Below are 26,821 nucleotides of genomic sequence, written 5' to 3'. Positions count from 1 at the left end.
AAAACTATTTTTTCCTTTTCCTTTTGGTAATGCTCGTTGTCACACTTTTTTTTGTTTCTATAATAAAATTTAAAGGTGCAGCTTAAACTACCTTTAGAAATTGTGCTTTCATAAAAGCAACTATATACTTTGTTAACCGATATAAACAAAGATGAGTAAAAAAGAAGTGACAATATATACGGATGGGGCGTGTTCTGGTAATCCTGGAGCGGGAGGATGGGCAGCTATCATATTATTTCAAGATTACAGAAAAGACATTTATGGTAGAGAAGAAAATACCACAAACAATAAAATGGAGTTAACAGCGGTGATCAATGGGCTGAAAGTATTGAAATTTTCTTGTAATATTAATTTATATATGGATAGTCTTTATGTTAAACATGGCATAACAGAGTGGATAAACAAGTGGAAAATGAATGGCTGGAAAACAAGTAATAAAAAATCAGTAAAAAATATGGAATTGTGGAAAGAGCTAGACAACGTTGCTTCACAACACGAAATTGATTGGAAGTGGGTTAAAGCACACAGTGGCGATAAGTATAATGAGGAGGCTGATAGTTTAGCAAGAAAAGCAATAATCGATGCTTAAAAAAATCACTATATCACTTTCCATAGTTCTATTGTTTGTATTCTGCTTATTTGTCTTTTTTAAGGGTGAGAGTCCTTTAGAAATCAATATTAATTATATTAATTTTTATGTTAAACATAAAATATCAAAGATATTTGTTGGCTCAAGCGTTAATATGGAGAATACCTCAGTTGTTTGGCAGAAAGGTAGTAAAGATCCGTATTTAGTCATTACAGATTTGGCAATAGCAAATCCTAATTTTACTATAAAAGTTCCTGAGCTTTTTGTACATTTTAAGTTAAGTTCCTTATTTAAAGTTAGCACAAATCTCTCTCAGGTTTCAGCTGATAATGTGCATGTATATATCAAGAGAGAAGAAACTAATGTTAATCCGCAAAACTCATTAGACCTTTTGGATAATCATTATTTAAGTAATAACCGTCTTCCTTCGGTGTCATTCCAGTGTGTGACGCTGGAATCTAGAAAAAAAGAAACCTGGATCCCAGTGTCAAGCACTGGGATGACAGGAAAAAAAGATACTGGGATGACAGGGAAGAATTTCAAGATGACAGAAAGCAGTGCAAAAAATCTATTAAAAACAATAAGGGAATTTTTTTTTGACTTAAATGCGGATTCAAAAATTGAATTTACTAACATCGCTATTGATAAAAGCACAGAAGATGAATTTTTTATTGATAAATTATATATAGGGAAGGGGGAAGATTTTAATGTTTTAGATATTCATGTGAATACAAAAGATGGAAAGGGATTTTTGGATGATTTATCAATTACGATAAAAAATCGCAACAATTTGCTAAATGTGTACGGGACATTTTATGATCTAAAATTGGGACTATTGAGCAAGTTTTCTACATTAGTTAAAAGCTACAATTTGGACAAAAATATAGGATTCAAAGGAAGCTTCTCAGTGAAAATTAATAAAAAGGATGAAATTGTAGATGGAAATATATACGTATTAAATACAGAAAATTATTTGAACAAAAATTTGGCCTTAATTAATGTAAATATAAATTTAACATATAGTAATGGAATTATTAGTGTAAAAAACTTCCATTTTAAGTTAAATGACACGTATCTCTCTTTAATAGGCAAAATGAACTTTAGTACAAGTCATGCTTTGCTTAGAATTAATATTAGTAAGTTTGCTGCAAAGGATTTATGTACTTATATACCAGATAGTGTAGTAAATAGTAAATTTAAAAGCTGGTATTGTGATAATATCGAAGGGGATGTTTTAAATACCATTGTAAGTTTCAATGGCAAAATTAACAATTTGGTTGATGACGATCTGTCAGACATTGTAATTGTTGCTGATATAGAAAACGGTAGCGTAAAATTTGATGAAGATTTTGAGCAAGTAAAGGAATTAAAGGGTGATTTGATCATCAAGAATAACGATCTTGAAATTACTGTAAATAGCGCTAAGTTTCAGAATTTCACTGTTAATGGTGGTGATATTGCAATGAAATCTCTCAATAAGGAAAATTCAGTTCTAACCATTAATGGCCAAGCTGTAAGTGATGCTTATGGTTTATATGAGCCTATAAAATTTAAGCTGGATGATGTGGTGAAGGTTGAAAGGGATAAAGTAAGTGGAATGGCAAAATCCGTATTTAATTTTCGCATTTTTAATCTAAATGCTGATGACAAAAAAGTAGATTTTTCGGCCAATTTTCATTCCGAAATTGACAATTTGGCCGTCTATAATGCAAGTCTTGGTAAATATGATGTTAAGCTTAGTTTTGGCAGTGACTTTATAGATTTAAATGGTAGTGGTATGGTGAATAACACACAGCTATTATTTGACCTGAAAAGTAGCAATAGGAATGAAAGTTTCGCCTGGAATTTGACCGGAGATTTACCTGCTCAAATATTTAATTTTGATAGTGGCTATGTCAGTGCAAATTTAGAGTCAGTGATAAATCAAGATAAGACGGGGTATGTTAATGGTGATATAGATTTATCAGAATTTGAATCACATTCAAGCTACTTAGGGTGGAAAAATCGCTTTGAAGATCACAATAAAATTTTGTTTTCTACAAGGTTAAAAGGAGCAGGTGAATTGTTAGTAGATAAATTAGACATTGTAGGAAATGACCTAGATATAAAATTCAGCGGAAGAGTAGAAAATGGAAATTTATATTTAAATTCTAGTAGCTTTAAATTGCCTGATAATGATTTTAGTATAGAAATTGAATCAGGTAAGGAGAAAAATGCCATAACTATTTATGGTGAGGAAATTAACTTAAGTGATATTTTAGGCTTGCTTGGCAAAAACAGTAATGGATTAAATAAAGATATAGAGATTAGTATGAATGTTGACAATGTAATTATGAAAGAAGGCATCGTTATCAAAAATGCTAAGCTGAATGTAACCTGTACTAAAGGTAATTGCAATGGAAGTCAATTTACAGGGCAGTTTCTGGAAGATAGCAGCAACATACTAGCAGAATACAGTGGAATAGGGATCGAAATATATGCGGATAATTCAGGTATGCTTTTGCGTTCCTTAGGCATTAGTAAATCAATTAAAAACGGCAAATTGTCTTTTTATCTCTCTCCTCAGAGAGAAAGTGGAGAACATTATGGTACGTTATCCATTAGCAATTTCTACATCAAAGATGCTCCACTACTTACTACTTTATTGTCGATGTCTTCATTGCCTGGCATTGTAAATGCCATAAAAAATGAAGGTGTATACTTTTACAAATGTAATGCACCTTTTTCATACAAAGATGGCACTATTGAAATTGAAGAATCTTGGCTTGAAGGGGCGGAGTTAGGTATTAGCACTGGTGGTAAGCTCGATATTAGAAATTATAAATTCCAGGTTGCAGGACAAGTAATACCAGCATATTCAATTAATAAATCTTTGTTAAAAATTCCTATAATTGGAAAACTTCTTACTGGTGGGAAAAGTAGGGGAATCGTTTCAATAGACTATAAAGCAAGTGGTGATGACAAAAACAATAACGTATCTGTTGATCTTATCTCTTCGCTAACTCCAAACCTATTAAAGAGGTTATTGGGAGTGTTTGATCACATTATGACAAAAACTAATAAGGCTATTGTCAGCAATTAAAGTGGTATGAAAAAAAAATTTGGTTCGATATGACCAAAAGGGAAATTATTTAACAAAATTATAGACAAAAATGCAAGAATTTCAGAATGATCCACCTAATTTTTCATCTAATTATTTAAGTAATGCCACTCCCTTTAGCCTCTCTATATTTGCTGAACAACTAAAAAGGGTAGGGGGGTGGTTGTAAATTGTATCTGTTCAGCAGAGTGGCAAAATAAGGTAGACGAGAAAAGACAACTATAGGAACAAATGGGTGTCATGCCAGTGCGTGACACTGGTTTCCATCCAAAAGGGTGTCATTCCAGTGTCAGATACTTTCATGACATCGTTTACTATGTGCCATATTGTAATGTTCGTACAGTTGTGGAATGAATCGCGGTATGACGTGTTGCTTGGGTCAGCTATAGTATAAATATACTAGGGGTTATAGTTTTCTTATGCTGCCTTTTTGTTATTAGACAACCACAATATAAAGGAGTGAAACGGATGCAAACAGTAGTGCATTTCTGCACCAAACGTATTACCTTTAACGAATAGTAAAATGTGAGATTTTTTGGAACTACCGTGGAGCAATTGCTCCACGGTTTCATTCTACTTAGAATCCACCCATGCCACTCATTTCTCCTGCACCCATAGGAGATGAAGCATTTTCTTTGCTTGGTACATCAACTATCATAGATTCAGTAGTTATCAGCACACTCGCAACAGATACCGCTGTTTCAAAAGCAATACGCACCACTTTTGCTGGATCAATCACACCAGCTGTAAACGCATTAGCATAATTCATAGCCTCAACGTTGTATATAAGCTCTTTATCATTCTGCTTAATCAAATAGTCAATTATAACAGCAGATTCAAGACCAGCATTTTTGACTAACCTTCTAATTGGAGCACTGAGAACTTTCTTGATAATGTTTATGCCTATTTGTTCCTCGTCACTTGCACCTTTTAATTTGTCGAGAACAGATGAAGCATAAAGAAGCGCAACCCCACCACCTGGAACTATACCTTCTTCAATTGCAGCTCTTGTTGCATGCAGCGCATCTTCGACTCTATCTCTACGTTCTTTAACTTCCACTTCAGTTGCTCCACCAACTTTGAGCACAGCAACGCCACCTGATAATTTCGCTAAACGTTCTCTTAGCTTTTCTTTATCATAATCAGAAGTTGAAGTTTCAATTTGAGATTTAATCTGCTCGATTCTAGCTTTCACACTGTCAGAATCGCTATTTTCGCTGACAACTGTGGTATTATCTTTAGTAATTTTAACATTTTTAGCCGTACCAAGATCATCAAGCGTGAGATCTTCCATCTTGATTCCAAGTTCATCTTTTATGACGTACTTAGCACCAGTTAAAGTTGCTATGTCTTCGAGCATCTCCTTTCTTCTGTCACCAAAACCTGGAGCTTTTACTGCAGCAACTTTTAAACCACCACGCAATTTATTGATAACTAAAGTGCTTAATGCTTCACCTTCGATATCCTCTGCAATAATAACCAAAGGTTTACCAGATTTAACAATAGCTTCAAGAATAGGAAGTAAAGGTTGAATAATATTTAATTTTTTCTCTGTAATTAATAGATAAGGATTATCAAGCTCCACGATCATTTTTTCATTATTTGTAATAAAATACGGAGAGAGATAACCGCGATCAAATTGCATGCCAGTAGTCAGCTCAACTTCTAACTCTTTTGAACCTTTACTCTCTTCAACAGTTATTACACCCTCTTTTCCAACTTTTTTCACGGAATCAGCGATACTGTTACCTATATCCTTATCACCATTTGCAGAGATTATTGCAACTTGTGCCACTTCGTCTATTTTCTCTAGAGAAATTGTACGAGACATTGACGCAATTTCCTTTAATATTACATCTTTTGCCTTCTGTATTCCGTTTTTAATACCAACACGATCGTTTCCAGCAGCAATTGATTTTGAAGCTTCCATTATCATGTTGCTAGTTAGTATTGAGCACGTTGTTGTACCATCACCAACTTTGTCGTTACATTGAGAACAACTTTGTGCAAAGATGCTTGCTATCGCAGCGTTTAATGGTTTTTCAGGCTTGATACCCTTCATCACCTTATAACCATCTTTTGTGATTTCTGGTGCTCCATAGGGCTTATTAATCCCTACTGTTTTTCCTCTAGGTCCTGCAGTTATTGCTACCGTTGAATCTACTATTGCTGCAACTTCACGAAAGGCTTCTTGCAACTGCTCACCTGATACTACTACATTAGTCATTTTTATCACCTCTTGTTAATAAAAAATTTAGAAAACTATAATAAAATCATTTACAATGCGCTATGTTGCGCTTTGTTTCAGTTTAGTAAAATAAAGACTGCTACTTAATGACAGCAAGTATATCGGACTCTTTCATCACGATAAGCTTCTCATTATTATGTTCTATTTCTGTACCAGCCCATTGGCGATAGAACACTTTATCACCAGCTTTCACAGTTAAAGTTACGCGTTCGCCACTTGAATTGCGTGAACCTTCACCAATTGCTATAACTTCACCTTTAGTAGGTTTCTTTTCAGCACTTGATGGAAGCACAATTCCACCTTGCTTTTCTTCGCTAATAGGCTTGATCAGCACGCTATCATCTAATACATTTAAACTTATACTTGACATTTGTTTTTCCTCATCAACAAATTAACTTATAAGTTTATATATATATACTCGTAAGTTAGATTTCAAGGGCTGGAGCTTGTAAAATATGCACGCCATTATAAAATATGCACGCCAAAAGCAGTTTCTAAAAGAGCCTAATGTTATATAATGAAATTTAGATTTATTTATAGAGATTTCATGAGTTATATACCATTTTTAAGTCGTGGTGTGATAGTGCTATATGGGCCTGACACTAGAGATTTTCTGCAGGATATTATAACCAATGATATTAATAAGTTGGATAGCCAAAAAGCCATTTACTCTTTATTGCTTAGCCCTCAGGGAAAATATCTATATGATTTTTTTCTTATTGAATATGGTAAATACACCCTCTTGGAGTGCGAAAACATGCACTTGCAGCAAATAATCGAGAAACTAGATTTACTTAAAACTTATTTGAGGGTAAAGATTAAAGACGTTAGTGCACTATATAAGGTTGGGGTTTTGTTTAATACTAAGTTGGCGGAGTGTAGTAGTAAGTCACAAGTTATTTTTCAAGATCCAAGGCACAAGCTGCTAGGAATGAGGATCATACATAAAGATGAAATGAAAGAGCCGGTTGGGGATTTTACTCAGTATGAAAAAGTCAGAATTCAAAATCTCGTTCCAGATGGAGCGAAAGATATGGTGCAGAATTCATCGTTTCCGCTGCAATTTTTAATCGATAAAGTAAACGGTATAAGCTTTAATAAGGGGTGTTATATAGGTCAGGAAGTTGTAAATCGAATGAGCAGACAAGAAATATTCAGAAGAAAACTTTACCTTGTTGAGGGGGATAACGCACTTCCAGATATTTGCACTAAAGTGACAAATGAAAACAATGAGGAAATAGGGGAACTGCGCTCTAGTGTAGACAACATTGGATTTGCATTGCTTAATACTGGAAAGAGCCATGCAAATTTATATGCTGGTGGGGTCAAGTGCGTTAAGACGTTGAAGTCTTAAGGTAGCCCATATAGAAACGAAAAACTTGCTTGACACCCTTCGCCAGCGCCCTTATCATAACAGTGAAGCTATTTCATTTAACTTCGCAATCTGTGCAGATTAAAACGACAAGGACTCCTGATATAATGTTGAACATTTTTTTTCTGCATTTCCGGGAATGTTGAAAAAAGCATACGCGTCAAGTTAAGGAAATAAAGGTATGAAAGAGATAGAATAATAAGGTATAAGTTCTCCCAGATATACTTTTAGTGAGAGAACCAATGAATAAAATAACTTGCTTATCAAAAAAGCTCAAAGAATTTTTTAATGAAAAAGCAGAGAAAATCTCAATTACAACAAGGTTTATAAAAAGAAAGAGAAAGCTAAAAGGTTCATCATTCGTAAAAGCCATGGTCTTGGGTAATATAGGAGTTGATAATTGTAGCGTAGAAACAATGTGTCAATTACTAAACGAGGACTCGATAGATATAACAAAACAAGGTTTGGATTTTAGATTTACTGAAGAAGCAGTGGAATTTATGAAAAGGATGTATAATGAATCTGTGATTCTCTTTAAAAATATCTTGCAAGTTGATTGCAAAATCTTACAGCAATTTAATAGTGTTAAATTATTGGACAGTAGCTATATTACTCTACCTAACAGTATGGAAGAGATGTATAAAGGTTATGGTACTAGCTACAGTGGCTATGAAAGCAATACTAAATCTGGAATAAAGTTACAATTAGTTTTCGATTACATGAATCAGATAATAGACCAACTTAATTTAACGGAGGGAATAAGATCAGACCAGGGATATAGGAAACATTTAAGTAATATATCAAGCAATGATTTGCTAATATCTGATCTCGGTTATTTTGTGCCAAGTTCTTTTAAACAAATCAATGAAATAGGAGCTTATTTCATAAGTCGTCGATACCAACGTATATGATGTAGAAACAAATCAAAAAATGGAGTTATTAGAATGTTTAGAGATTTTTAGAAAACGAGGTATTGTTAGGAAAAGAAGCAAAAATTAGAGTAAGAATTATATGTCAGAAACTAACTGAAGAACAGTCTATGGCCAGAAGAAGGAAAGCTAATAGATTAGCAAGATCGCAGGATCCTTTAAAAGAAATCAAAAATTATTGAAATGGTATAACTAATGTTCCAGAAAATAAAATTAGTGCTGAGCAAGTATTAACGATTTACAGAGTAAGGTGGCAAATTGAGTCATTATTTAAATTGTATAAAAGCCATATCAGGCTTGATAAGCTAAAAGGAAAGCCATGCAGAGTATTATGTGAACTATATGCTAAATTGTGCGCAATTCTTATATTTCACGGCATAGTTGGTTGCACAGAAGTGAAAAAGAATACAGAACTTAGCTTAACAAAGGCATTTATTGAGCTAAAAAGGCGGGTTAGAGAGTTATTTTTAGTATTAACCAAAATTAATAGTTTAAAAGCATTTCTTAAAAAACTCACTATAACTTGGTCGCGATTTTCATTAAAAGACAAACGTAGAAGGGCTAGAGCATCCACTTTAACCTCTCTAAATTTGCTCACAATCTCTTAACTTGACGCGTATGGTTCAAAAAAGTGTGTCAAACCGAAAAAAAAGTAATAAATTGATATAAAAAAATGGAGGTTTGACAATGAGTCAGAAAGTAGTAAACAGAACTACCGGTTTGGTAGATTATAAAGAACTGGAAGCAAATATACTGTCATCAATAAGGGAAGGCAGACCATTAACAGGAAGGGATGGAGCATTTACACCACTTATAAAAAAGCTGCTGGAGGCAAGTTTGGAAGGTGAAATAGAAAATCACTTATTAGCTGAAAGTGAAGAGAATAATCGAAGAAATGGGAGAAATGGAAAGACTTTACGGACAAGTGCACACTCACTTCTTCTTGATTTTTTGGTTTATCTTGTCTACCTATTTTGCCACTCTGCTGAACAGATACACTCAACTTATGGTCAATACATCTTCTATTAAAAATTGTACAAATTCATTGCCATTCCAGTAATTCATAGAGATTTTACCCAAAATAGCTTTAACATTACCCTGCATGATAGCAGAGCCAAGATGAGTATTTGCAGAACGAAATGCAATAGCTCTTACCATAACATTATCATCAGCAATAAAACATTTTATATGGTCAACTCCTATAACTTCAGGCTTTCTTATCTTTGCTCCTTGGATAATAAACCTTGGTTCAGGATTTCCAACTCCAAATGGTCCCAAGCGTTGCAATTGATTCCATAAAGACAAATTTATTGCTTTAGCAGTTACTATACTATCAGCTTTTAAAGTTTTCTCATTTATAGAGTTTGAAAATCTTTCAGTAAAAAAATCATGCAAATCATTTATTTTGTCTTCTTTAATTGAAAATCCTGCCGCCATACTATGGCCACCACCTTCAATAATCAAATTTATAAACTTTGCGGAAAGGACTGCAGCACCGATATCAACTCCCAAAATTGATCTACAGCTTGCTTTTCCTATTCCATTATTTAAAGATATCACTACTGTTGGCAAGTGAAACTGCTCCTTTAGCCTTGATGCAATTATACCAATTATTCCCTGGTGCCAATTGCCACTTATCATTATAAAATTCGCACCTGATTGGGCAGACTTTTCCGCTTGTGCTGTAGCTTCCAAGAGAGCCTCATTTTCTAACACTTTTCTTGCATTATTCAAATCTATTAATTTTAGCGCGATTGAATGTGCCTCTTCATCATCATCGGTGGAAAGCAACCTTGCACCAAGCGATGCTTCTCCAATTCTTCCTCCAGCATTTATGCATGGCCCAATACTAAACCCTAATCGAGAAACACTTGGTTTTTCAAGGATTCCCAAAGCATCAAATAAAACACGCAAGCCAACGTTTTTTCTTGTTGACATAACTTTTAATCCTTGTGAGACAAGTGCTCTATTGAGGCCTGTGATCTGCATAACATCACAGACAGTTCCCAGGGCAACCAAATCCAACAGATCAAATAAATCTGGTTCTTTTTTGTTGGTAAAAAATCCTTGCTCACGTAGGCTTTTATTAAGAGCAACAATTAGCAGAAATGACACTCCAACTGCTGCTAGGTTATTATAAGGAGAGCTCTCATCAAGGCGGTTTGGATTCACAACTGCTACGGCGCTTGGTAATTTTTCCGTACCAAGGTGATGGTCAACAACTATAATATCAAGACCAAAAGCCTTTGCATCTTCTATTGGTTGATATGCAAGCGTACCACAATCAACGGAAATACATAAATCAATTCCATTCTTTTTAAGTTGTAATAAAGCATCTGTGTTTAATCCATAACCCTCATCAACACGATCTGGAATGTAGATTATAGAGTGTATATCGATTGCTCTCAGGTACCTGTTAATCAATGCTGACGACGTTGCACCATCAACATCATAGTCACCAAATATTGCAAGGTTTTCATCATTTTTTATTGCCCGTATTATACGAGAAACAGCTTTATCCATATCAAGAAGGTGAAAGGGATCTGGTAATAGCGATCTGATTAGTGGATATAAGAAGTCGCTTGCATTTTCTATGTTAACACCACGAGTAACCAATATTCTTGCTAATATTTCTGGTAACTCAAATCTCTGTGTAAGAGTTAAGATTTGCCTTTGATCTGCTTCTTGCAGCTTCCACAATGCATTTGTTATGCTGCGCTTTTCAATTTCAAGTAGCATATTCTTTCTTTGTAAATAAAACTACTTTACCAGAATTTTTAAGCTTGTTCTATAATTGTATTAGACTTCTGCATAACCTAAACTAAGTAGAAAAAAGGTATCATCTAAGTAGCTGACACTGGTCTCCATCCAAGAGGGCAGTAGCCCCTTCGGTGTCATTCCAGCGCGTGACCAGGTCTTTTTAGCTATCATAGGATGACAGAAGCAGACACTCCACTTTGTCGTTCCAGTGCCTCCTTTTTTTGTCATTCCAGTACCTTGACTATTTGGATCCAGGAAAAAGAATGGTGTCATCCCAGTGCCCCTATGATGTCATCCAAGTAGCCTCCCTCTCCTGTCATCCCAGTGCTCCTTTTTTTGTCATCCGAGTAGCTGACACTGGGATGGCTTTGTTGCATCGCTAGCTATGATGGATTAAAGATAAAAAAGATGGAGAATATCAGTAGCTTATTATTCTGGTATTTATAATAAGAACGGTCAGTGAATACCTAAATTTGAGTAAAAGAAATTTCACTACCACTCACTAATCTGGCTAAAATTCAAGAATTTCAATGCTTTAGCTATTTTCAATAGAATTAAATTTATTAATATAAATAATAAATTACTATTCTTAAATTTGATCAGATTGATTGCAAAAAAACAAGATTTTCAATAAGTTGCTTATAATTCTAACTATAGTTAGCCTTTCATAAGTAGCGATGCAACAAAGCCCACTGGGATCCAGGAATTTTATTAAGTTGGTAAGCATAAAAGTGTTATGTAAAATACAACGTTCTTGATGGGATTGCGTGAAATGCTGGATCCCAGTGTCTGGGCACTGGGATGACAAAGGAGGACAGTGTCAGCTACTCGGATGACAAAAAAAGGAGCACTGGGATGACATCATCCTTTTTTTGGGGTTCCAGTGTCACGCGCTACCTTCCGTATAAATATTAAAAAATTTACCAAATGAAAAAAAAGGCAAAAGAAGCCCCGTGGTTGGCTAATTACTTACATTATACTTTCAAGTATGGCGTTTTTTTATTCTAAACGCTTAATAACCGCGATTTAGTTGCTTTTAAGCCGCAACTAATCTAAATTATAAACATTAAGAAATTTACTAAACAGAAAAAAAGGCAAAAGAAACCCTAGGGTAGCTAGTTATTCACTATCCATTTTTTTAATCGGCGTTTTTTGATGTTTTAAATGCTTTATAAGCGCATTTCAGCTTATATTAGGTAAAAACCTAGAAATTTTATAAAGACATAAGGCGCACATAGTGCAAAAAATTAAACATGGGACGCCAGATACGTGAGTTTTTTTGTCATTTAATCTGTACAGAGAAGATAAATAAATAGCTTCAGTTTCATGATAAGGGGGCTGGCGGAGTTTGTCAAGGAAGTTTTTTTTGTTTCTATGGGTCAGTTGGTACGCGCTTTGCCTTTTAACAGATGTAAAAGCACAATTATTACGAACAACATTCCACCAACAACTGATATAGCGCCACCTATAATGAAGCACGTGCGTGCTAACATTGACGAAATACTTGGCAGATCTGCAACCTTCCTTAAAGCACCATATCCACCAAGCCACACAAGGCCAGTGATATGGAGAAAATGCCCTATACTGTAGGCATAAATCTGTAATCTTACCATGGAACTTTTTATCTCTTTAAAGTTTAATTTAGGTAACATCCAGTAGACAAAATTCATAAAAGCTATAGTGATACCAACTACAGAACCGTGATAATGAGCAGGAATCGTGACATTACCTTCAATAGTCAACACTCCGAGCACATCTCCATAAGTGAACAACAAAAATGAATGTAATAAATAGTTGCTTTTATCATTAATAAAAGTTCTGATGTTGTAGCACACTAGTATTATCAAAAAGCACGGCAAAACTGCTCCAGCAATCCTCATATGCCAAGTAAAAAACTGTATTAACTTGGCACTATCAACTGGATAAACAAAATATACAAACGGTGCGCCTACAGCTAAAATCGTGTTTATAAATAGTGGTAAAATAGTAATTTTATTGTTTGAAGCTAAACTAATATCATTGGAACTTAGCATTATTAAATAGACTAAAAACATTCCTTGAGTAAAAGCAAACTGCAATAAATGTCCGCCTCCCCAAAAGAGATATTCGTAAAATAAATTATTATCTGAGTGATATAGACCTGGAGGCATATTATTATATGCTAAAACAAAGCAAAGAAATGACGATACAAGTATAATAACTAGCCCAATTTGCCCAACAGAGAGAAATGAAACCTCTTTTTTTGATGTGTATGCTAGCATTGTATTTACTAATATACTGGCAATAAATAAACTGAGTCCAAGTAAAAATAATTTGTTTTGTAATACGGGAATATAGTTACTTTTGATAACTTCAGTGTTTGGAACGAATGCGGATATAAACATGAGCAGCATCGAAAGGGTTGATAGAACCCATGAAAAGTTAAACCAACTATTGGTATTTTGTAGGTTTATGATAAAGAGCAGAGATATTATAGAGCACATCCACACTAAAATTGACAAGTTCACGTGTATTACCAGCGCATTATCAAAAATATATTGTGCAGAAGGAACAAGAGAGGAGATAAAAGGCAATCGTAGAAAAATAACAATTATTGACAGTAACCCAGAGCAAGCAAGAGCACATACTGCCAAGAACATCCATTTTCTACAGAGCGGAGCGTTGTCTTGTATATTAAGCACAATCTTTTTTCTCAATTTTGTTCAATACAATATATAACACTGCAATAATACCTAAAACATAGCAATAGTATACGTGTGGCACGACTGCCAAAGGTGAAACTCCAGCAATAGTGCTAGCCAAAAGCAATTGAGCGCCATACGGTATTAATCCTTGAAATACACAAGAAAATATGCCTAGCCATGCTGCACTATAGTGAGGCGGTATTTCATATTTCTTAGCAATATCTCTAGCAATTTCACCGCTAAAAATTATAGCGATGGTATTATTTGCAAGTAAAATATCAAATATACTGACTATTTTTGCAATAAATAACTGCGCTGTTTTTTGTCCACCACGTTGTATCATAACCCAAGATGAAAGTTTATCTGCAAACTCCTTAGAATTTTTACCTACCAGTCCTGAAAGCCCGCCAACCATCAATGACAGTAGCATAATTTCATGCATACTCATAAACCCCTTGGTGATGTTTTGGCTTAAAAACAATAAACCATGATTGTTGTTATTTATAAATCCAATGATTCCAGTAAAAGTTATGCTTAAAACCAATGCCGTAAATACATTTATTCCAAAGTTTGCAAGCAATATAAGTATTATGTAAGGAGTCACAAGCAATAAAGAATACTCCTTAACTGAAATAGCAGCACTATTGCTTGAGCTATAAAATAATATAATTATTGTGAATATAGAAGCAATTAGTGCCACTTTTGCATTCAGTTTTAATTTTTTCTTTATATCAGCCTTTTGAGACATCACAGATGCAATTGTAGTATCAGAGATAATAGATAAATTGTCGCCAAAAATTGCTCCTCCTACAACGGTTGCAACTTCTAAGGAAGGAGAAATCCCAGCTTGTGTCAGTTCAACTGCAATAGGAGCAATTGTTGCAATGGTGCCCATTGATGTACCAATAGCAGTGGAGATGAAAGCTGCTACAAAAAATAATCCTATGAGTAAAAATTGTGTTGGTATAAATGAAAGAGCCAAATTAACTGTGGCATCAGCACTACCGATTGCTTTAGTTACTTCACTGAATGCACCTGCAAGTAAGAAAATGATACACATAGTGATAATATTACGATCTCTTACCCCATCTAGAAAGGCATACATTTTTTCTTCAGTATTGCCCTTGTATAAAACCCAACCCAGAGCTATGGCAGGAACAATGGCTACCAGTGGAGATAACTGATAAAAAGCATTTGACACGCCAAGAATAGTAAAATATATACCACTTCCTACAAAAAGAAATAGGAACAGTAAAATAGGCAAAAAATTTGTAAGATAAAACATACCTCTACTCCAGCTCTGATAAACGCAAATCAACTATGATATGATTTATATTATTATAGCATTTCTCATAATAGTCCAAACAGGTCATAGGAAGGCAGAATCAACAGCACGACGAAAGGATTCGAATAGAGGAATGTTTTTCCTGGCTCTGTTTTTTATAGCAAACCAATGATGCTCAATTTTGTTGAAATCTGGAGAATAAGGCGGCAGATACAAAATTTCTGCACCAACCCCTTTAGCAAGCTCGATAATCTTATCAGACTTATGAAAAGTAGCATTGTCAAGAATGACAGTCTGTCCAGGTTCCAAGATCGGTGTCAAAAATTGCTCAAACCATCCATTAAAAACATCCATATTACAGTGGCCTTCAAAGGTTAACGGAACAACTATCTTTCTTCCACTTAAGGCTGCAACCATACTGATTCGTTGAGTTTTCTTTCCAGATTTTAAGGCATAAAACCGCTGTCCTTTCTGGCAATATCCGTAGGGGTAGTCTTCGGTGTTATCAATGCCAGACTCATCTATATACACTAAGTTTTTAGGTTCTTTTGTCGCTATAATTTTCAAAAATTCAGCACGTTTTTCTTCGTTTCTTTCCTTGTATCCATATGTCTTTTTTTGCGCGTAAATCCAATTTTTTTAAGGGCTCGATAGATCGTTTGGATACTAACGTTGTTCCAAAGTTTAGCCATTTCCGATAGAGTCTTTCCTCCGTGTTCTCTGGCAAATTTGGCAAAGGTATCCCAGTCGGTAATTTTGTGATTGTAACCCCCATTTCCAAGTTTTTTTGATTGAAAGTCTCCTGTTTCTTTTCTTCTTTGCTGCCACTCCCATAAAGTAGTTCGTCCAATCTTAAATCTTGCTGCCACTGTTTCTCTGCTTTCTCCTTCGTCTAGCGCTTCCATTGCTTTTTTTCTTAAATCATAACTATATGCTGCTGGCATTCAACCTCCTCATCATCATCTATCCTTATCCTATCACATCCGGACTTTTATGGAAAGAGCTATATAAACCACAGTTAGCACCTTGACCAAGGTTTTTCTAGAAAGCAATCTACCAGAAAAGGTTTCCATGAAAAGGACTATTATAATATATCATCTACTTGAATTAAACTGGGAGATAGAATAAGTAAAAAATATGAATGACATAACAACAAAGCAAGCCATATCCTTATGGGATGCACAAGTTGGTGGATTTTTGCCGAATAAAAGAGAAATGGAGATTGATAATATTTTTTTAATCTAATGCTTCAATGTTTCCGACATAGGAAAAGTATCATCTTTACTTTCTATAGAGGAAGGCACACTATTTTGATTATCATCACCATCAATTGGAGTAGTAGGGTGCATTAAAGCAACTTTCATAACTTCATCAATATTCTTAGCAAAAACTACGTTGATCCCCTCTTTGATGCTTGCCGGAATCTCTTGCATATCTTTCTCATTTTCACTTGGTATAATCACAGTTTTGATTGATCCTCTGAGCGCTGCAAGCAATTTTTCTCTTAAGCCCCCAATAGCTAAAACTCTACCACGCAATGTCACTTCGCCTGTCATAGCAACATTTTTGTTAACTGGTATATTCGTCATAAGAGAAACAATAGACGTACATACCGCACCGCCAGCAGAAGGGCCATCTTTTGGTACTGCACCCTCAGGTACATGTAAATGTATATCATTATTTTGGAATTTTTCGGGCTTTATACCAAAAAACAAACAATTTGATCGAATATAACTATACGCAGCTTTTATAGATTCTTGCATAACCTCTCCAAGCTTTCCTGTGTATTTTATTTCTCCCTTGCCCGGAATTAGGACTGATTCTATCATCAAAATATCACCACCTGTTTCAGTATAGGCGAGCCCAGTTACTATTCCTACTAAACTCTCATTTTCCGCAATGCCAAAGGTATATTTACGTACCCCTAAATAATCTTGTAAATTGTCAACCCCTACGGATATTTTCTTATTTTTATCAGTCAATATTTCTTTAACTGCCTTTCTCATGAGCTTTGCAAGCTCCCTTTCCATACTCCGCACACCACTTTCACGTGTATATAAACGTATCAACTCGTATAACGCCTCATTAGTTATGTCCCATTCCTCCTGATACAAACCATGCTCCTTCTTTAACTTCGGAATAAGGTGGTGTGTAGCAATACTGATTTTTTCATCTTCAGTATACCCGGACAATTGTATAATTTCCATCCTATCACGCAAAGGATGTGGTAAATTTAAGCTGTTTGCCGTAGCTACAAACATTACACTTGAAAGATCAAACTCAACTTCCAAGTAATGATCCGTAAAGTGTTTATTGTGCTCAGTATCTAAAACCTCAAGTAATGCAGATGCAGGATCGCCACGCGAATCAGAACCCATCTTATCTATTTCATCAAGCAGAAAAAGCGGGTTGCATGAATTAGCTTTTTTCATGTGTTGAATGATTTTACCAGGCATTGAGCCAATATAAGTTTTCCTATGCCCTCGTATCTCAGACTCATCACGCACACCACCAAGAGCTATGCGAACAAAATCTCTTCCTACTGCTCTTGCCATAGACTTAGCTAAAGAAGTTTTACCAACACCTGGCGGTCCAACTAAGCAAAGTATAGGACCTTTTATCTCTTTTACTCTTTTTAATACCGCTAAAAATTCTATTATTCTATCTTTTACTTTCTCTATGCCATAATGATTTTCATCTAAGATTTTCTTAGCTGCATTTAAGTTAATTTTTGCATCTTTGTACTTTCCCCATGGCAACTCAAGCAACCAATGCAAGTAACTAGATATAACTGTAGCTTCAGGAGAAATGGGATTCATTTTCTTGTATCTCTTCAAATCAGTTATAGCTTTCTCTCTTGCTTCCTGAGAAAGCTTTGTTTCATTTATCTTTTTTTCAAATTCATTGAGTATATTCCCTTCATCACCATTCTCAAATTCGCCTAATTCTTTCTGTATAGCTTTCAATTGCTCGTTAAGGTAGTAAACTTTCTGAGTGCTTTCAACTTGCGATTTAATTGTCTTATATAAACGGTTTTGTGCGTTCAAAATACTCATTTCTCTCTCAATAAAAGCAAAAGCTTTTTTTAAACGCTCTTCTGGGTCATAAGCCTCAAGTATACTTTGTTTATCTGATACTTTTATATTTAAATGTGAAGCTACCGTCTCTACAAGTTGATCAACTTCTTTGATTTGATCAATGGAGTTAATGGCAACCTCGGGTTGATTTTTCTTGTTTAGCTTACACCAGCTATCGAACGCGTCTACAACAGACCGCCTTAAAGCTTCTAAATCAATATTGTCTTCATCTTCTTTATAATAATTGTCTAACTCTACCCTGGCTTGTAATAAAGTATGAGAGCTAATATATTCTACAACTCTTCCCCTTCTTATCCCCCGGATTATAACTTTTACTGCATTGTCAGGTAATTTTATTAACGGTTGTACAATGCTTGCTAACACACCTACTTCATAAAGATCTTCAGGCTCTGGATTATCAACAGAGCCATCTTTCTGTGCTACAAGAAAAATCTCATTTTGGTGATTACTACTACTTATTGCATACTCTAGTGCATTAACAGATTTTTCTCTGCCTATGAATAAAGGCACCATTATATTTGGAAAAATTACTACATCTCTTAAAGGTAATACTGGCAATGCAGTAAAACTAGAGCTTACAGCACGTTCAATGCTCATAATATATGCCTCAAATTAATCATTAACCGTTATAACATTGCCATTGTTATTATGATTAACCGTTGCTTTTCCTAATTCTACCATTTTCTTAGTGATTACTATAGTGCTACCTTCAAAGCCTCCGTTTCCAGATGTATACATAATGTCAAGCAAAAGTGACTCCAAGATAGCACGTAACATTCTTGCACCTGTTTTGTAGCTTATAGCCTTTTTAGCAATAGCTGATATTGCTTCATCTGAAAACTCAAGGTTTACTTTGCTAAACGCAAGCAATGCTTTGTACTGTTTTATTAGTGCATTCCTTGGCTCTGTCAACACATGTATTAAATCTTCATGATCCAGCTCATCTAAAACAGCAGTTATTGGAACCCGCCCTACAAATTCGGGTATTAAACCGAATTTGATTAAATCTTCAGGTTGAACATCATGTAAAGCATTCTTTTTCTTTTGCTCTTTAGACTGACTTATATCTGCTCCAAAGCCAACTGACGTTCCCTTTTTTCTCGCTTCAATAATTTTATCGAGGCCTTCAAAAGCTCCTCCACAAATAAACAGTATGTTACTAGTATCCACTTGTATAAACTCTTGTTGTGGGTGTTTTCGCCCTCCTTGTGGCGGAACATAAGCAACTGTACCCTCCATAATCTTAAGCAGAGCTTGCTGGACCCCTTCACCTGAAACGTCACGGGTTATTGAAGTGCTTTCAGATTTTCTTGTAATCTTGTCTATTTCATCTATAAACACTATACCACGCTGTGCTTTTACAACGTCATAATTTGCAGCTTGTAATAAACGCGACAACACGCTTTCTACATCATCACCCACATAACCTGCCTCAGTTAAAGTTGTCGCATCAGCCATAGCAAATGGCACATCTGAAACTTTAGCAAGTGTTTTGGCTAGCAAAGTCTTACCAGAACCAGTGGGACCAATAAGCATTATATTTGACTTCTCGATTTCAATATCACTTATAGCATGAAATTGTACCATGGATTGACAATGGTTATACATAGCTACAGATAAAACGTGTTGCGCGTGTTCTTGACCTACAACATGCTTGCTGAGAAAGTTTTTTATATCCTCAGGTTTCTTTAGTAATAGCTTCATATCAGATATACGATCTGAATTAAAAGATCTATCTTTCTTTTGACTTATTGCTTTATGGGATAATTCTATGCACTCATTACAAATAAGCACCTTTAAACCATCCGAAGAGTTAGTAATCAATTTATCTACTTCATCTTGCGCCTTGTTGCAAAAAGAACAGTAGTGTAAATCATTATTGTTATCCATTAACCCACCTTTTGTTTAACTTTAATATTTTCAATTTCAATATCTGTACGCTCAGCTATCACCCTGTCAATTAAGCCAATTTTCCTTGCTTCTTCAGGATCCATGAATTTATCTCTTTCCATCATTCCTTCAATTTTCTTCAGTGAATTTCCAGTATGTTTTTCATAAATTTGATTTAGTTTTTTCTTAACCCGCAAAATTTCATTAGCATGTATTTCTATATCAGTTGCTTGACCATGATAACCACCAGATGGCTGATGTATCATAATTCTTGAATGAGGTAGAGAGTAGCGCTTACCTTTTGTACCAGCTGCAAGCAATAAAGAACCCATAGACGCAGCTTGACCTATACATAAAGTTGAAACGTCTGGGTTTATATACTGCATTGTATCGTAGATCGACAAACCAGCAGTTACAACACCACCTGGTGAGTTGATGTACATACAAATGTCTTTATCGGGATTTTCCGATTCTAAAAATAAAAGCTGTGCTACTATTACACTGGCCATATTGTCTTCAATAGGACCTGTTACAAAAATTATTCTTTCTTTCACTAGTCTTGAATATATGTCATAAGCGCGCTCACCGCGACTAGTTTGTTCAACTACAATTGGTATAAGAGTCATACCTTTTCCTATTAAATATTATCAAATAATTCCTTTAATTCTTTCACAGAAACAATCTGCTCTTCTTTACTAACTTTTTCTATTATATAATCTGTCACTTTATACTCAAGCGCTTGCCCTCTAACTAATTCTTGAAATTGTTTATTTGATTCAAAATGCTTAAGTACTCTGTCAAACGGTACATCCTTACTGACATATTGATTTACAATAACATTCAAAACATCATTTTGAGTTAATGATATTTTATGTTCTGCACTAAATTTCATAAATAACATAGCAAGCTTTACACGTTTTTCAGCTTCTTTACGAGAATCATTTTGAGCACCCAATTCTCCTTCCATTCTTTGTTGCTCCTGTTTTACTATGTCTGTGGGTAAATCAAAACTATAATTAGCATCCAAATAATCAAATAGCTCTTTTTTAATTAAGAGATTTCTCATTTCGGTGCACTGATCACCAATCATTTTTTTTGCATGACTTATTAGCAAAGAATAATCTTTAAAACCAATTCTCCTAGCTATTTCATCATCATTTTCAAAATCTTTGGCAATTTGAATCTCATTAACTCGCACAGAAAAATCAGCTTCCTGTCCTGCAAGGGAAATGGCTTGGTAATTTTCAGGAAATTTCAACTTAAAGTTCTTTGTTTCTCCCTTTTTCATACCAGTTAATTGATCTTCAAAACCATTAATAAATGTGCCAGACCCTAAATTAACGGCAAAATTTTTGCTACTTCCACCTTGAAAGAGCTTATTCCTAATCCGCCCTTCAAAATCAATTATCAATTTATCCCCATCTTTCGCTTGATAAGAAGCATCATCAACAGAGGCGAAATTGGGGAACTTTGTTTTAATAGAATCAATAAATTCTTTTATATCTTCCTCTTCAATCTTTGCTTCAATTTTCTTTAAGTTTATTTTGTCAAGATCTATCACTGGTACTTCAGGCATCGACTCAAAAGATAGCTTGTATACAAAATTGCCCTCCTCATTTTCTTTGCCCAGATCTGGTAATGATATAACATCAACCTTAGGATAAATGTGAGACTTGACTTCAATTTTTTTCATCAAATCACTTGAGCAATAATCAATTGTATTATTGATCACATATTCCAAAGCCTCGTTTTTATAATTTGCAACAACAAGGTCATAGGGCATCTTTCCAGCCCTAAATCCAGGTGATTTTGCATTTTCTGCTATCTCTTGCAACCTGGAATTTACCTTTTGTTTTATATAATCACTACCAACTGTGATTTCATACTCATACTTTAGTTTATCTACACTAAGCTCTTTGTAGGTATATACGCTACTTACTTCGACTGTATTTTGAGGTATATTATTAGACATCATAATTCATTTATTAACATTTTAATTCATATCTTAATAGAGTCATTTTACCAGAATTTAAGTTAAACACAATCCTTAAGAACAGGTTTTTATACAAACAAAAGTGTATTTAGTGATTATAAATTTTCCCTTAAAACCTAAGTTACATGACTTTAAAGTGCGGATAGAGGGACTTGAACCCCCACGAGCAAGCTCACCAGGACCTAAACCTGGCACGTCTACCAATTCCGCCATATCCGCAAGAAATTTTCAGTACCCTATTATAGGTATTCCATTAAAAATATTCAAGGTTTAAAGTCTTACTTAATTTATGGTATTTACACAATCAAAAAAGCTTATTAACATTTCTTAATGAAAGCTCTAAACCATGAAAATCAATAATGAGATTAATAACAAGCTTCTTACTCGCAATTTTTTTGATTACACAAAGTGGTTGCACAACCCTTATAATAGGTGGTGTGGTGGCTACAGCGACAGCAACAGCAACAGCAATAACAATGCAGGACAAATCCTTGGGAAATATCATTGATGATACGACTATGGTCATCAGAATTAATAAGGGTCTCTTAAAACATGGGCTATTTTCATCCATAAAGGTTAAAGTAAGTGAAGGAAGAGTATTGCTCATTGGAAGTGTTGACACTCCTGAAAAACAACTTACAGCAGAAAAAATAGCTTGGCAGCAAAAAGAAATTAAAGAAGTGATAAATGAAATAAGAGTAATACCAATTCAAATGGCTTCCATGCTAGACACCACTGTAGATGGCATGATAACAGCGGAAATAAGAACAAGACTTCTGGGAAAAAGAAATATTAAGTCAATTAATTATAGCGTTAATACGGTTGATAGAGTTGTTTATTTGATGGGTATAGCCCAAAATAAAGCGGAATTAAAAGCTGTAATAGCAATTGCAAGAAAAGTAAAGGGAGTAAAACAAGTTGTAAGTTATGTACGATACAGGTACAGTAAGTTACGCCATTAGGCAAAAATCGCTTTCAAATTATAACATTTGTACAGTTGTGACAATAGGTAGAGAACATAAATGAAAATTGCCTTTCAGATGGATGAAAATATAAATTTTGAAACTGACACTACATTCGTGCTAATAAAGGAAGCACAAAGGAGGAAGCACGAAGTTTTTGTCTATGCTCCTAACAATTTAGCACTAAAGCTAAACCATCCAATTGCTCTGGCTCAGAAAGTCAGCGTTGATGATTTTAGTTTTATCTCTAAAGAGGATGTAGCAATCAACTTGAATGAAATGGACATCATATTTATCAGACAGGATCCACCCTTTGATATGCGTTATATTACAACAACATATATCTTAGAAAAAACCAGCACATTGGTAATTAACAATCCAACAGAAATAAGAAATTGTCCTGAAAAATTGATAACTTCATTATTTCCAGAGCTAATTCCGCCAACTTTGATTACTGAAAATATATCAATGATTAGAGATTTCTACTACAACTATCAAGATATTATTCTGAAGCCATTGTATAGTTATGGAGGAAACGATGTGATAAGAATACAAGATGAGAATAGTATTCAAGTAGTAGTGGATCTCATGATAGCAAAATACGAATGCCCTGTGATTGCACAATCATTTTGTAAAAACATAGATAAAGATAAAAGAATATTGCTGCTTTATGGCCAACCAATTGGTGTAATGAAACGAATTCCAAAAATCAGTGGAGAGATCAGGACAAATGTGCGGCTTGGAGCAAGTTTTGAACCCGCTCAAATGAACGATAGGGACAATGAAATATGTAACAAAATTGGTCCTGAATTAAAGAAAAGGGGGCTAATATTTGTTGGTATTGATATTATAGATGACTTCCTGCTCGAAATTAACACAACTTCACCCACGGGAGTAGTTTATATCAATAAATTGTATAATATATCGCTAGAAAAGGATCTTTGGGACGTGTTTGAAGAAAAAGCAAGCAGCCATCAACTAAACCTGTGAACAATCACCTTAACAAACTCAGTAGTCCCATTCTTTATCCCTGTTTTTTCTGTACTATTGGTCATATCACGCAATTTTTGAGAATTATTTAATAGATCAAATAGTACCTCTGTTAGATTTTTTTTTGCTTCACTATTCTGCTCAACTATTATAGCTGCTCTCGAGTCTTCAATATATTTTGCGTTATGAAATTGGTGATTATCTTTTGAGTAAGGGTAAGGAATATATATAGCAGAACGCCTAGCAAGAGTGATCTCTGCTATTGAAGTTGCTCCTGCTCTGCTAATTACCAAGTGAGCATTGGCCAGTCTATTCTTCATATCATCAAAAAATTCACTCAATTCACAATCGATCTTTTCACTTTTGTATAGACTTTTGACCTTGTTTACATTTTTCTTCGTACATTGCTGCGTCACTCTAATTTTCTTTTTCATTTTAATAGGTAAATCACAAATTACGCTGCTTACTACATCATCAAAAAAATTTGCACCTTGGCTGCCTGCTATGACCAATATATTTAGGATTTTCTCAGTGCTAGAATGGTTCTGTGCTTTTATATCAACAAAATTTCCTGTAAAAATACATTTATTGCCCTCTGCATATTTAGTCTCCGGAAAGCTGGTTGCAATTAATTTTGCACTCTTGAAAAAGAATCTATTTACTCTCCCTAAAACTGTGTTTTGTTCATGTAAAATTATAGGTATAGAAAGAACTCTTGCTGCAAGAAGAGTTGGAAAAGAAGCATAGCTACCAAAACCAATGACCGATTTTGGTTTTAATTTTCTTACTTGATACAGTGCTAACATAGAGCTGTATATCAAGAAAAGGAAAAACTTAAATTTGTTGCTGCTTGGTCTACGTAATGGTAAGGTGTAGCTTTCTATGTCGGTATTTTTATTTGTTTTTTTATCAGTGAATAATATGCAATTGTATCCTTGTGTCTTTAGTGCTTTTGCTAAAGCTATGGCCGGAAAGATATGCCCACCTGTGCCACCTGTTGCTAAAATAATATCCATCTGTAAATAATAAATCCTAGATTGTTAACTGTTATTTAACAATTTGCACGTAGAATTTTATTAAGCGTTATGATAGTTGAGTTAAAAATGCCTAAAAGTAATAGTAAAAAAGAACCTAATGAGAAAAATAAACCTCAAGAACAAAGAGAAGGCAGAAGCGGAGGTTTTTTAGAACTGCTAAAAAATATAATAAAAATTCTTTTCAATTCGGTCGTTGACCTACCTGAGCACGAGCAGCATAATAAAATGAAAAGCACTAATCTACAACAAGGTTTGGATACTAAAGGAAAAGGCCCAGAAGATCTTCATCCAAAGGCAAAGCTTGAAGTCAAAGAAGCAGCTAAGGGATTGAAAGAAGAGTTACAGAATTCTGATGCTGGTGGTAATCAATCTATTGAAACTAAAGTGCCTAATCAAACTACTACTCAAGACATTGACAACTCTAAAACAATGGAACGTTAGTTCAACTATTTAACATCTGCAGCAAGCACTGATTCGTGTATCATCTCTGAAATGGTTGGATGAGGAAAAATCGTAGATTTTATGTCGAAGTCTGTTCCTTCTAGTTGCTTTGCAAGAGCAAAATTGCTAATTAACTCCGTTACTTCTGCACCTATCATGTGGCTACCCAGAATTTCTCCGGTTTTTTTATCTATAATCGTTTTCACTAACCCTTCAGTTTCACTGAGTGCAACAGACTTACCATTAAAGTTAGAGTGAAATTTTCCTATTTTTATATCATACCCACCTTTTATTGCCTGTTCCTCAGTAAGGCCGATGCTCGCTATTTGTGGATGAGAATAAGTGCAATTTGGTATGCATTCTTTTTTTAACGCATGAGTACCTTTACCAGCAATCTTTTCAATGCAGATCACGGCTTCATGGCTCGCTTTATGTGCTAAACATGGTGGGCCAGCTACATCACCTATTGCATACACATTTGATTCACTAGTTTCATACCATTCATTTATTTCAATAAAACCAGAAGGGCTTAATTTAATTTTTGTATTTTCTAAACCTATATTTTCAGTATTTGCCTGAATGCCAACCGCAACAATCACCCTATCAAATTCTTTGCTCTCACCACTACTTAGTAGCACTTGAGCAGAGTCTTTATTTTTAGTCAAAGCTTTTACGCTACTATTTGTATATATTTTTATCCCCTGTTTTGTGAATATTTCTTGTGCTAAATCTGAAATGTCTTTATCCTCCAGCGGCAAAATAGTGCTCTTTATCTCTATGATTGTTACATCAACCCCCAAAGTACTATAAAAACTTGCAAATTCTATTCCAATTGCACCAGACCCTATAATTAGTAGCGATTTTGGTAATCTCTCTGGAGTCATAGCGTGCTGCGCATTCCATATTAAATCTCCATCTGCCTCTATTCCAGGCAGATTCCGTGCCCTCACGCCTGTTGCTAAAATGATATGCTTGGAAACAATTTCTTGTTCTTCCTTATCGCTAACGACTTTTATAGTACTATTGCCTGCAAGTTTACCAAAACCTTGATGAACTTTGATATTATTTTTTTTCATCAAATATGCAACACCACTTGACAATTTATCAACAACGTTTCTTGAATATTTCACTATTGATTGTATATCAAAACTCGCTTCCTTTACTTCTATACCAAACTCTTTTGATCTTTTTATTAGCCTATAAACCTCAGATGCTCTAAGCAGTGATTTTGTTGGTATACATCCCCAATTTAAGCATATACCGCCTAAATTTTTTTCTTTTTCCACAATTGCAGTTTTAAACCCAAGCTGTGCCGCCCTAATTGCCGCTATATAACCACCAGGACCGCTACCTATAACCGTAATATCATATTCATTCATCAGTTTTCTTCGTATTCAAAAAGATTATATATAACAGATGGAACCCATACAATCAATGGTCTGT

At 34.7% G+C, this 26,821-nt stretch carries 19 protein-coding genes, 1 tRNA gene and 2 pseudogenes; 8 read left to right on the top strand and 14 right to left on the bottom strand.

Annotated elements, in window-relative coordinates:
• The first annotated feature begins 151 nt into the window (after positions 1 to 151).
• Positions 152 to 589: a ribonuclease HI gene (gene rnhA, locus ONI09_RS04640; protein WP_077188167.1), complete on the top strand. Its 438-nt coding sequence runs from the start codon at positions 152 to 154 to the stop codon at positions 587 to 589.
• Positions 582 to 3,671, top strand: coding sequence for a DUF3971 domain-containing protein (locus ONI09_RS04635; protein ID WP_265013820.1), 3,090 nt, complete (start codon positions 582 to 584; stop codon positions 3,669 to 3,671). Before rnhA ends, ONI09_RS04635 begins: the two co-directional genes overlap by 8 nt.
• A 595-nt stretch (positions 3,672 to 4,266) precedes the next feature.
• Here ONI09_RS04635 and groL read toward each other — a convergent pair.
• Together groL and ONI09_RS04625 are read right to left on the bottom strand one after the other, a co-directional pair.
• Positions 4,267 to 5,916 (bottom strand): chaperonin GroEL, encoded by a 1,650-nt coding sequence (groL, locus tag ONI09_RS04630; RefSeq protein ID WP_010962503.1) that lies wholly within the window; start codon positions 5,914 to 5,916, stop codon positions 4,267 to 4,269.
• A gap of 100 nt (positions 5,917 to 6,016) precedes the next feature.
• Positions 6,017 to 6,298, bottom strand: coding sequence for a co-chaperone GroES (locus ONI09_RS04625; RefSeq protein WP_173862895.1), 282 nt, complete (start codon positions 6,296 to 6,298; stop codon positions 6,017 to 6,019).
• Between the two features lie 186 nt (positions 6,299 to 6,484).
• Here ONI09_RS04625 and ygfZ point away from each other — a divergent pair, with 186 nt between their 5' ends.
• From ygfZ to ONI09_RS04610, 3 genes and pseudogenes are all read left to right on the top strand, one after another.
• Positions 6,485 to 7,291, top strand: a complete 807-nt coding sequence (gene ygfZ, locus ONI09_RS04620) for a CAF17-like 4Fe-4S cluster assembly/insertion protein YgfZ (protein WP_265013819.1) — start codon at positions 6,485 to 6,487, stop codon at positions 7,289 to 7,291.
• Positions 7,292 to 7,551: 260 nt separating this feature from the next.
• A pseudogene (locus ONI09_RS04615) lies at positions 7,552 to 8,846 on the top strand (IS4 family transposase).
• Between the two features lie 79 nt (positions 8,847 to 8,925).
• Positions 8,926 to 9,183, top strand: a pseudogene (locus ONI09_RS04610) (IS256 family transposase); the annotation flags it as partial.
• A gap of 54 nt (positions 9,184 to 9,237) precedes the next feature.
• On the opposite strand, the gene recJ reads toward ONI09_RS04610, so the two are convergent.
• The 10 genes from recJ to ONI09_RS04560 form a co-directional block, all read right to left on the bottom strand.
• Positions 9,238 to 10,977 carry a single-stranded-DNA-specific exonuclease RecJ gene (recJ, locus tag ONI09_RS04605; protein ID WP_010962506.1) on the bottom strand — a complete coding sequence of 580 codons (1,740 nt, stop codon included), beginning with the start codon at positions 10,975 to 10,977 and terminating at the stop codon, positions 9,238 to 9,240.
• A 60-nt stretch (positions 10,978 to 11,037) separates the two neighbouring features.
• Positions 11,038 to 11,271, bottom strand: a complete 234-nt coding sequence (locus tag ONI09_RS04600) for a hypothetical protein (protein ID WP_010962507.1) — start codon at positions 11,269 to 11,271, stop codon at positions 11,038 to 11,040.
• Between the two features lie 1,106 nt (positions 11,272 to 12,377).
• Positions 12,378 to 13,637 carry a cbb3-type cytochrome c oxidase subunit I gene (locus ONI09_RS04595; protein ID WP_010962509.1) on the bottom strand — a complete coding sequence of 420 codons (1,260 nt, stop codon included), beginning with the start codon at positions 13,635 to 13,637 and terminating at the stop codon, positions 12,378 to 12,380.
• Between the two features lie 34 nt (positions 13,638 to 13,671).
• Entirely contained in the window at positions 13,672 to 14,967 is a 1,296-nt protein-coding gene (locus tag ONI09_RS04590) for a Na+/H+ antiporter NhaC family protein (protein WP_265013818.1), read from the bottom strand.
• 84 nt (positions 14,968 to 15,051) lie between these two features.
• A protein-coding gene (locus ONI09_RS04585) for an IS630 family transposase (protein WP_264705388.1) occupies positions 15,052 to 15,911 on the bottom strand; the annotation gives its coding sequence in 2 pieces (ribosomal slippage) (positions 15,052 to 15,587 and positions 15,587 to 15,911; 861 coding nt in all).
• Between the two features lie 297 nt (positions 15,912 to 16,208).
• Positions 16,209 to 18,662, bottom strand: a complete 2,454-nt coding sequence (lon, locus tag ONI09_RS04580; protein ID WP_265013817.1) for an endopeptidase La — start codon at positions 18,660 to 18,662, stop codon at positions 16,209 to 16,211.
• Between the two features lie 15 nt (positions 18,663 to 18,677).
• Positions 18,678 to 19,955, bottom strand: coding sequence for an ATP-dependent Clp protease ATP-binding subunit ClpX (gene clpX / locus ONI09_RS04575; RefSeq protein ID WP_265013816.1), 1,278 nt, complete (start codon positions 19,953 to 19,955; stop codon positions 18,678 to 18,680).
• Positions 19,955 to 20,581 (bottom strand): ATP-dependent Clp endopeptidase proteolytic subunit ClpP, encoded by a 627-nt coding sequence (gene clpP / locus ONI09_RS04570; protein WP_006280254.1) that lies wholly within the window; start codon positions 20,579 to 20,581, stop codon positions 19,955 to 19,957. Before clpP ends, clpX begins: the two co-directional genes overlap by 1 nt.
• A gap of 11 nt (positions 20,582 to 20,592) precedes the next feature.
• Positions 20,593 to 21,927: a trigger factor gene (gene tig / locus ONI09_RS04565; RefSeq protein ID WP_265014429.1), complete on the bottom strand. Its 1,335-nt coding sequence runs from the start codon at positions 21,925 to 21,927 to the stop codon at positions 20,593 to 20,595.
• Between the two features lie 158 nt (positions 21,928 to 22,085).
• Positions 22,086 to 22,167 (bottom strand) — tRNA-Leu (locus ONI09_RS04560).
• A gap of 140 nt (positions 22,168 to 22,307) precedes the next feature.
• Here ONI09_RS04560 and ONI09_RS04555 point away from each other — a divergent pair.
• Together ONI09_RS04555 and gshB are read left to right on the top strand one after the other, a co-directional pair.
• The gene (locus ONI09_RS04555; RefSeq protein ID WP_265013815.1) at positions 22,308 to 22,910 is read left to right on the top strand and encodes a BON domain-containing protein; all 603 of its coding nucleotides are present in this window, start codon (positions 22,308 to 22,310) and stop codon (positions 22,908 to 22,910) included.
• A 60-nt stretch (positions 22,911 to 22,970) separates the two neighbouring features.
• Entirely contained in the window at positions 22,971 to 23,900 is a 930-nt protein-coding gene (gshB, locus tag ONI09_RS04550) for a glutathione synthase (protein ID WP_265013814.1), read from the top strand.
• Here gshB and murG read toward each other — a convergent pair.
• Positions 23,885 to 24,916 (bottom strand): undecaprenyldiphospho-muramoylpentapeptide beta-N-acetylglucosaminyltransferase, encoded by a 1,032-nt coding sequence (murG, locus tag ONI09_RS04545; protein ID WP_265013813.1) that lies wholly within the window; start codon positions 24,914 to 24,916, stop codon positions 23,885 to 23,887. The two genes, gshB and murG, sit on opposite strands and share 16 nt — an antisense overlap.
• Before the next feature lie 69 nt (positions 24,917 to 24,985).
• Here murG and ONI09_RS04540 point away from each other — a divergent pair, with 69 nt between their 5' ends.
• Positions 24,986 to 25,378, top strand: a complete 393-nt coding sequence (locus ONI09_RS04540) for a hypothetical protein (RefSeq protein ID WP_006279962.1) — start codon at positions 24,986 to 24,988, stop codon at positions 25,376 to 25,378.
• Positions 25,379 to 25,383: 5 nt separating this feature from the next.
• Here ONI09_RS04540 and lpdA read toward each other — a convergent pair whose 3' ends face one another.
• Positions 25,384 to 26,757 carry a dihydrolipoyl dehydrogenase gene (lpdA, locus tag ONI09_RS04535; RefSeq protein ID WP_264705625.1) on the bottom strand — a complete coding sequence of 458 codons (1,374 nt, stop codon included), beginning with the start codon at positions 26,755 to 26,757 and terminating at the stop codon, positions 25,384 to 25,386.
• Positions 26,758 to 26,821 lie beyond the last annotated feature (64 nt).

The sequence above is a fragment of the Wolbachia endosymbiont of Drosophila pseudotakahashii genome (assembly GCF_026015925.1).
Classification (GTDB): Bacteria; Pseudomonadota; Alphaproteobacteria; order Rickettsiales; family Anaplasmataceae; genus Wolbachia; species Wolbachia pipientis.
This window is presented reverse-complemented; position numbering and strand designations above follow the sequence as displayed.

Bases quoted from the DNA above. Each gene is read 5' to 3' on its own strand.
- recJ (WP_010962506.1), bottom strand. From the start codon at position 10,977: ATGCTACTTGAAATTGAAAAGCGCAGCATAACAAATGCATTGTGGAAG.
- ygfZ (WP_265013819.1), top strand. From the start codon at position 6,485: ATGAGTTATATACCATTTTTAAGTCGTGGTGTGATAGTGCTATATGGG.
- ONI09_RS04635 (WP_265013820.1), top strand. From the start codon at position 582: ATGCTTAAAAAAATCACTATATCACTTTCCATAGTTCTATTGTTTGTA.
- ONI09_RS04590 (WP_265013818.1), bottom strand. From the start codon at position 14,967: ATGTTTTATCTTACAAATTTTTTGCCTATTTTACTGTTCCTATTTCTT.
- ONI09_RS04595 (WP_010962509.1), bottom strand. From the start codon at position 13,637: ATGTTCTTGGCAGTATGTGCTCTTGCTTGCTCTGGGTTACTGTCAATA.
- tig (WP_265014429.1), bottom strand. From the start codon at position 21,927: ATGTCTAATAATATACCTCAAAATACAGTCGAAGTAAGTAGCGTATAT.
- ONI09_RS04600 (WP_010962507.1), bottom strand. From the start codon at position 11,271: ATGACACCATTCTTTTTCCTGGATCCAAATAGTCAAGGTACTGGAATG.
- ONI09_RS04555 (WP_265013815.1), top strand. From the start codon at position 22,308: ATGAGATTAATAACAAGCTTCTTACTCGCAATTTTTTTGATTACACAA.
- lon (WP_265013817.1), bottom strand. From the start codon at position 18,662: ATGAGCATTGAACGTGCTGTAAGCTCTAGTTTTACTGCATTGCCAGTA.
- gshB (WP_265013814.1), top strand. From the start codon at position 22,971: ATGAAAATTGCCTTTCAGATGGATGAAAATATAAATTTTGAAACTGAC.
- lpdA (WP_264705625.1), bottom strand. From the start codon at position 26,757: ATGAATGAATATGATATTACGGTTATAGGTAGCGGTCCTGGTGGTTAT.
- ONI09_RS04540 (WP_006279962.1), top strand. From the start codon at position 24,986: ATGATAGTTGAGTTAAAAATGCCTAAAAGTAATAGTAAAAAAGAACCT.
- clpP (WP_006280254.1), bottom strand. From the start codon at position 20,581: ATGACTCTTATACCAATTGTAGTTGAACAAACTAGTCGCGGTGAGCGC.
- murG (WP_265013813.1), bottom strand. From the start codon at position 24,916: ATGGATATTATTTTAGCAACAGGTGGCACAGGTGGGCATATCTTTCCG.
- groL (WP_010962503.1), bottom strand. From the start codon at position 5,916: ATGACTAATGTAGTAGTATCAGGTGAGCAGTTGCAAGAAGCCTTTCGT.
- rnhA (WP_077188167.1), top strand. From the start codon at position 152: ATGAGTAAAAAAGAAGTGACAATATATACGGATGGGGCGTGTTCTGGT.
- clpX (WP_265013816.1), bottom strand. From the start codon at position 19,955: ATGGATAACAATAATGATTTACACTACTGTTCTTTTTGCAACAAGGCG.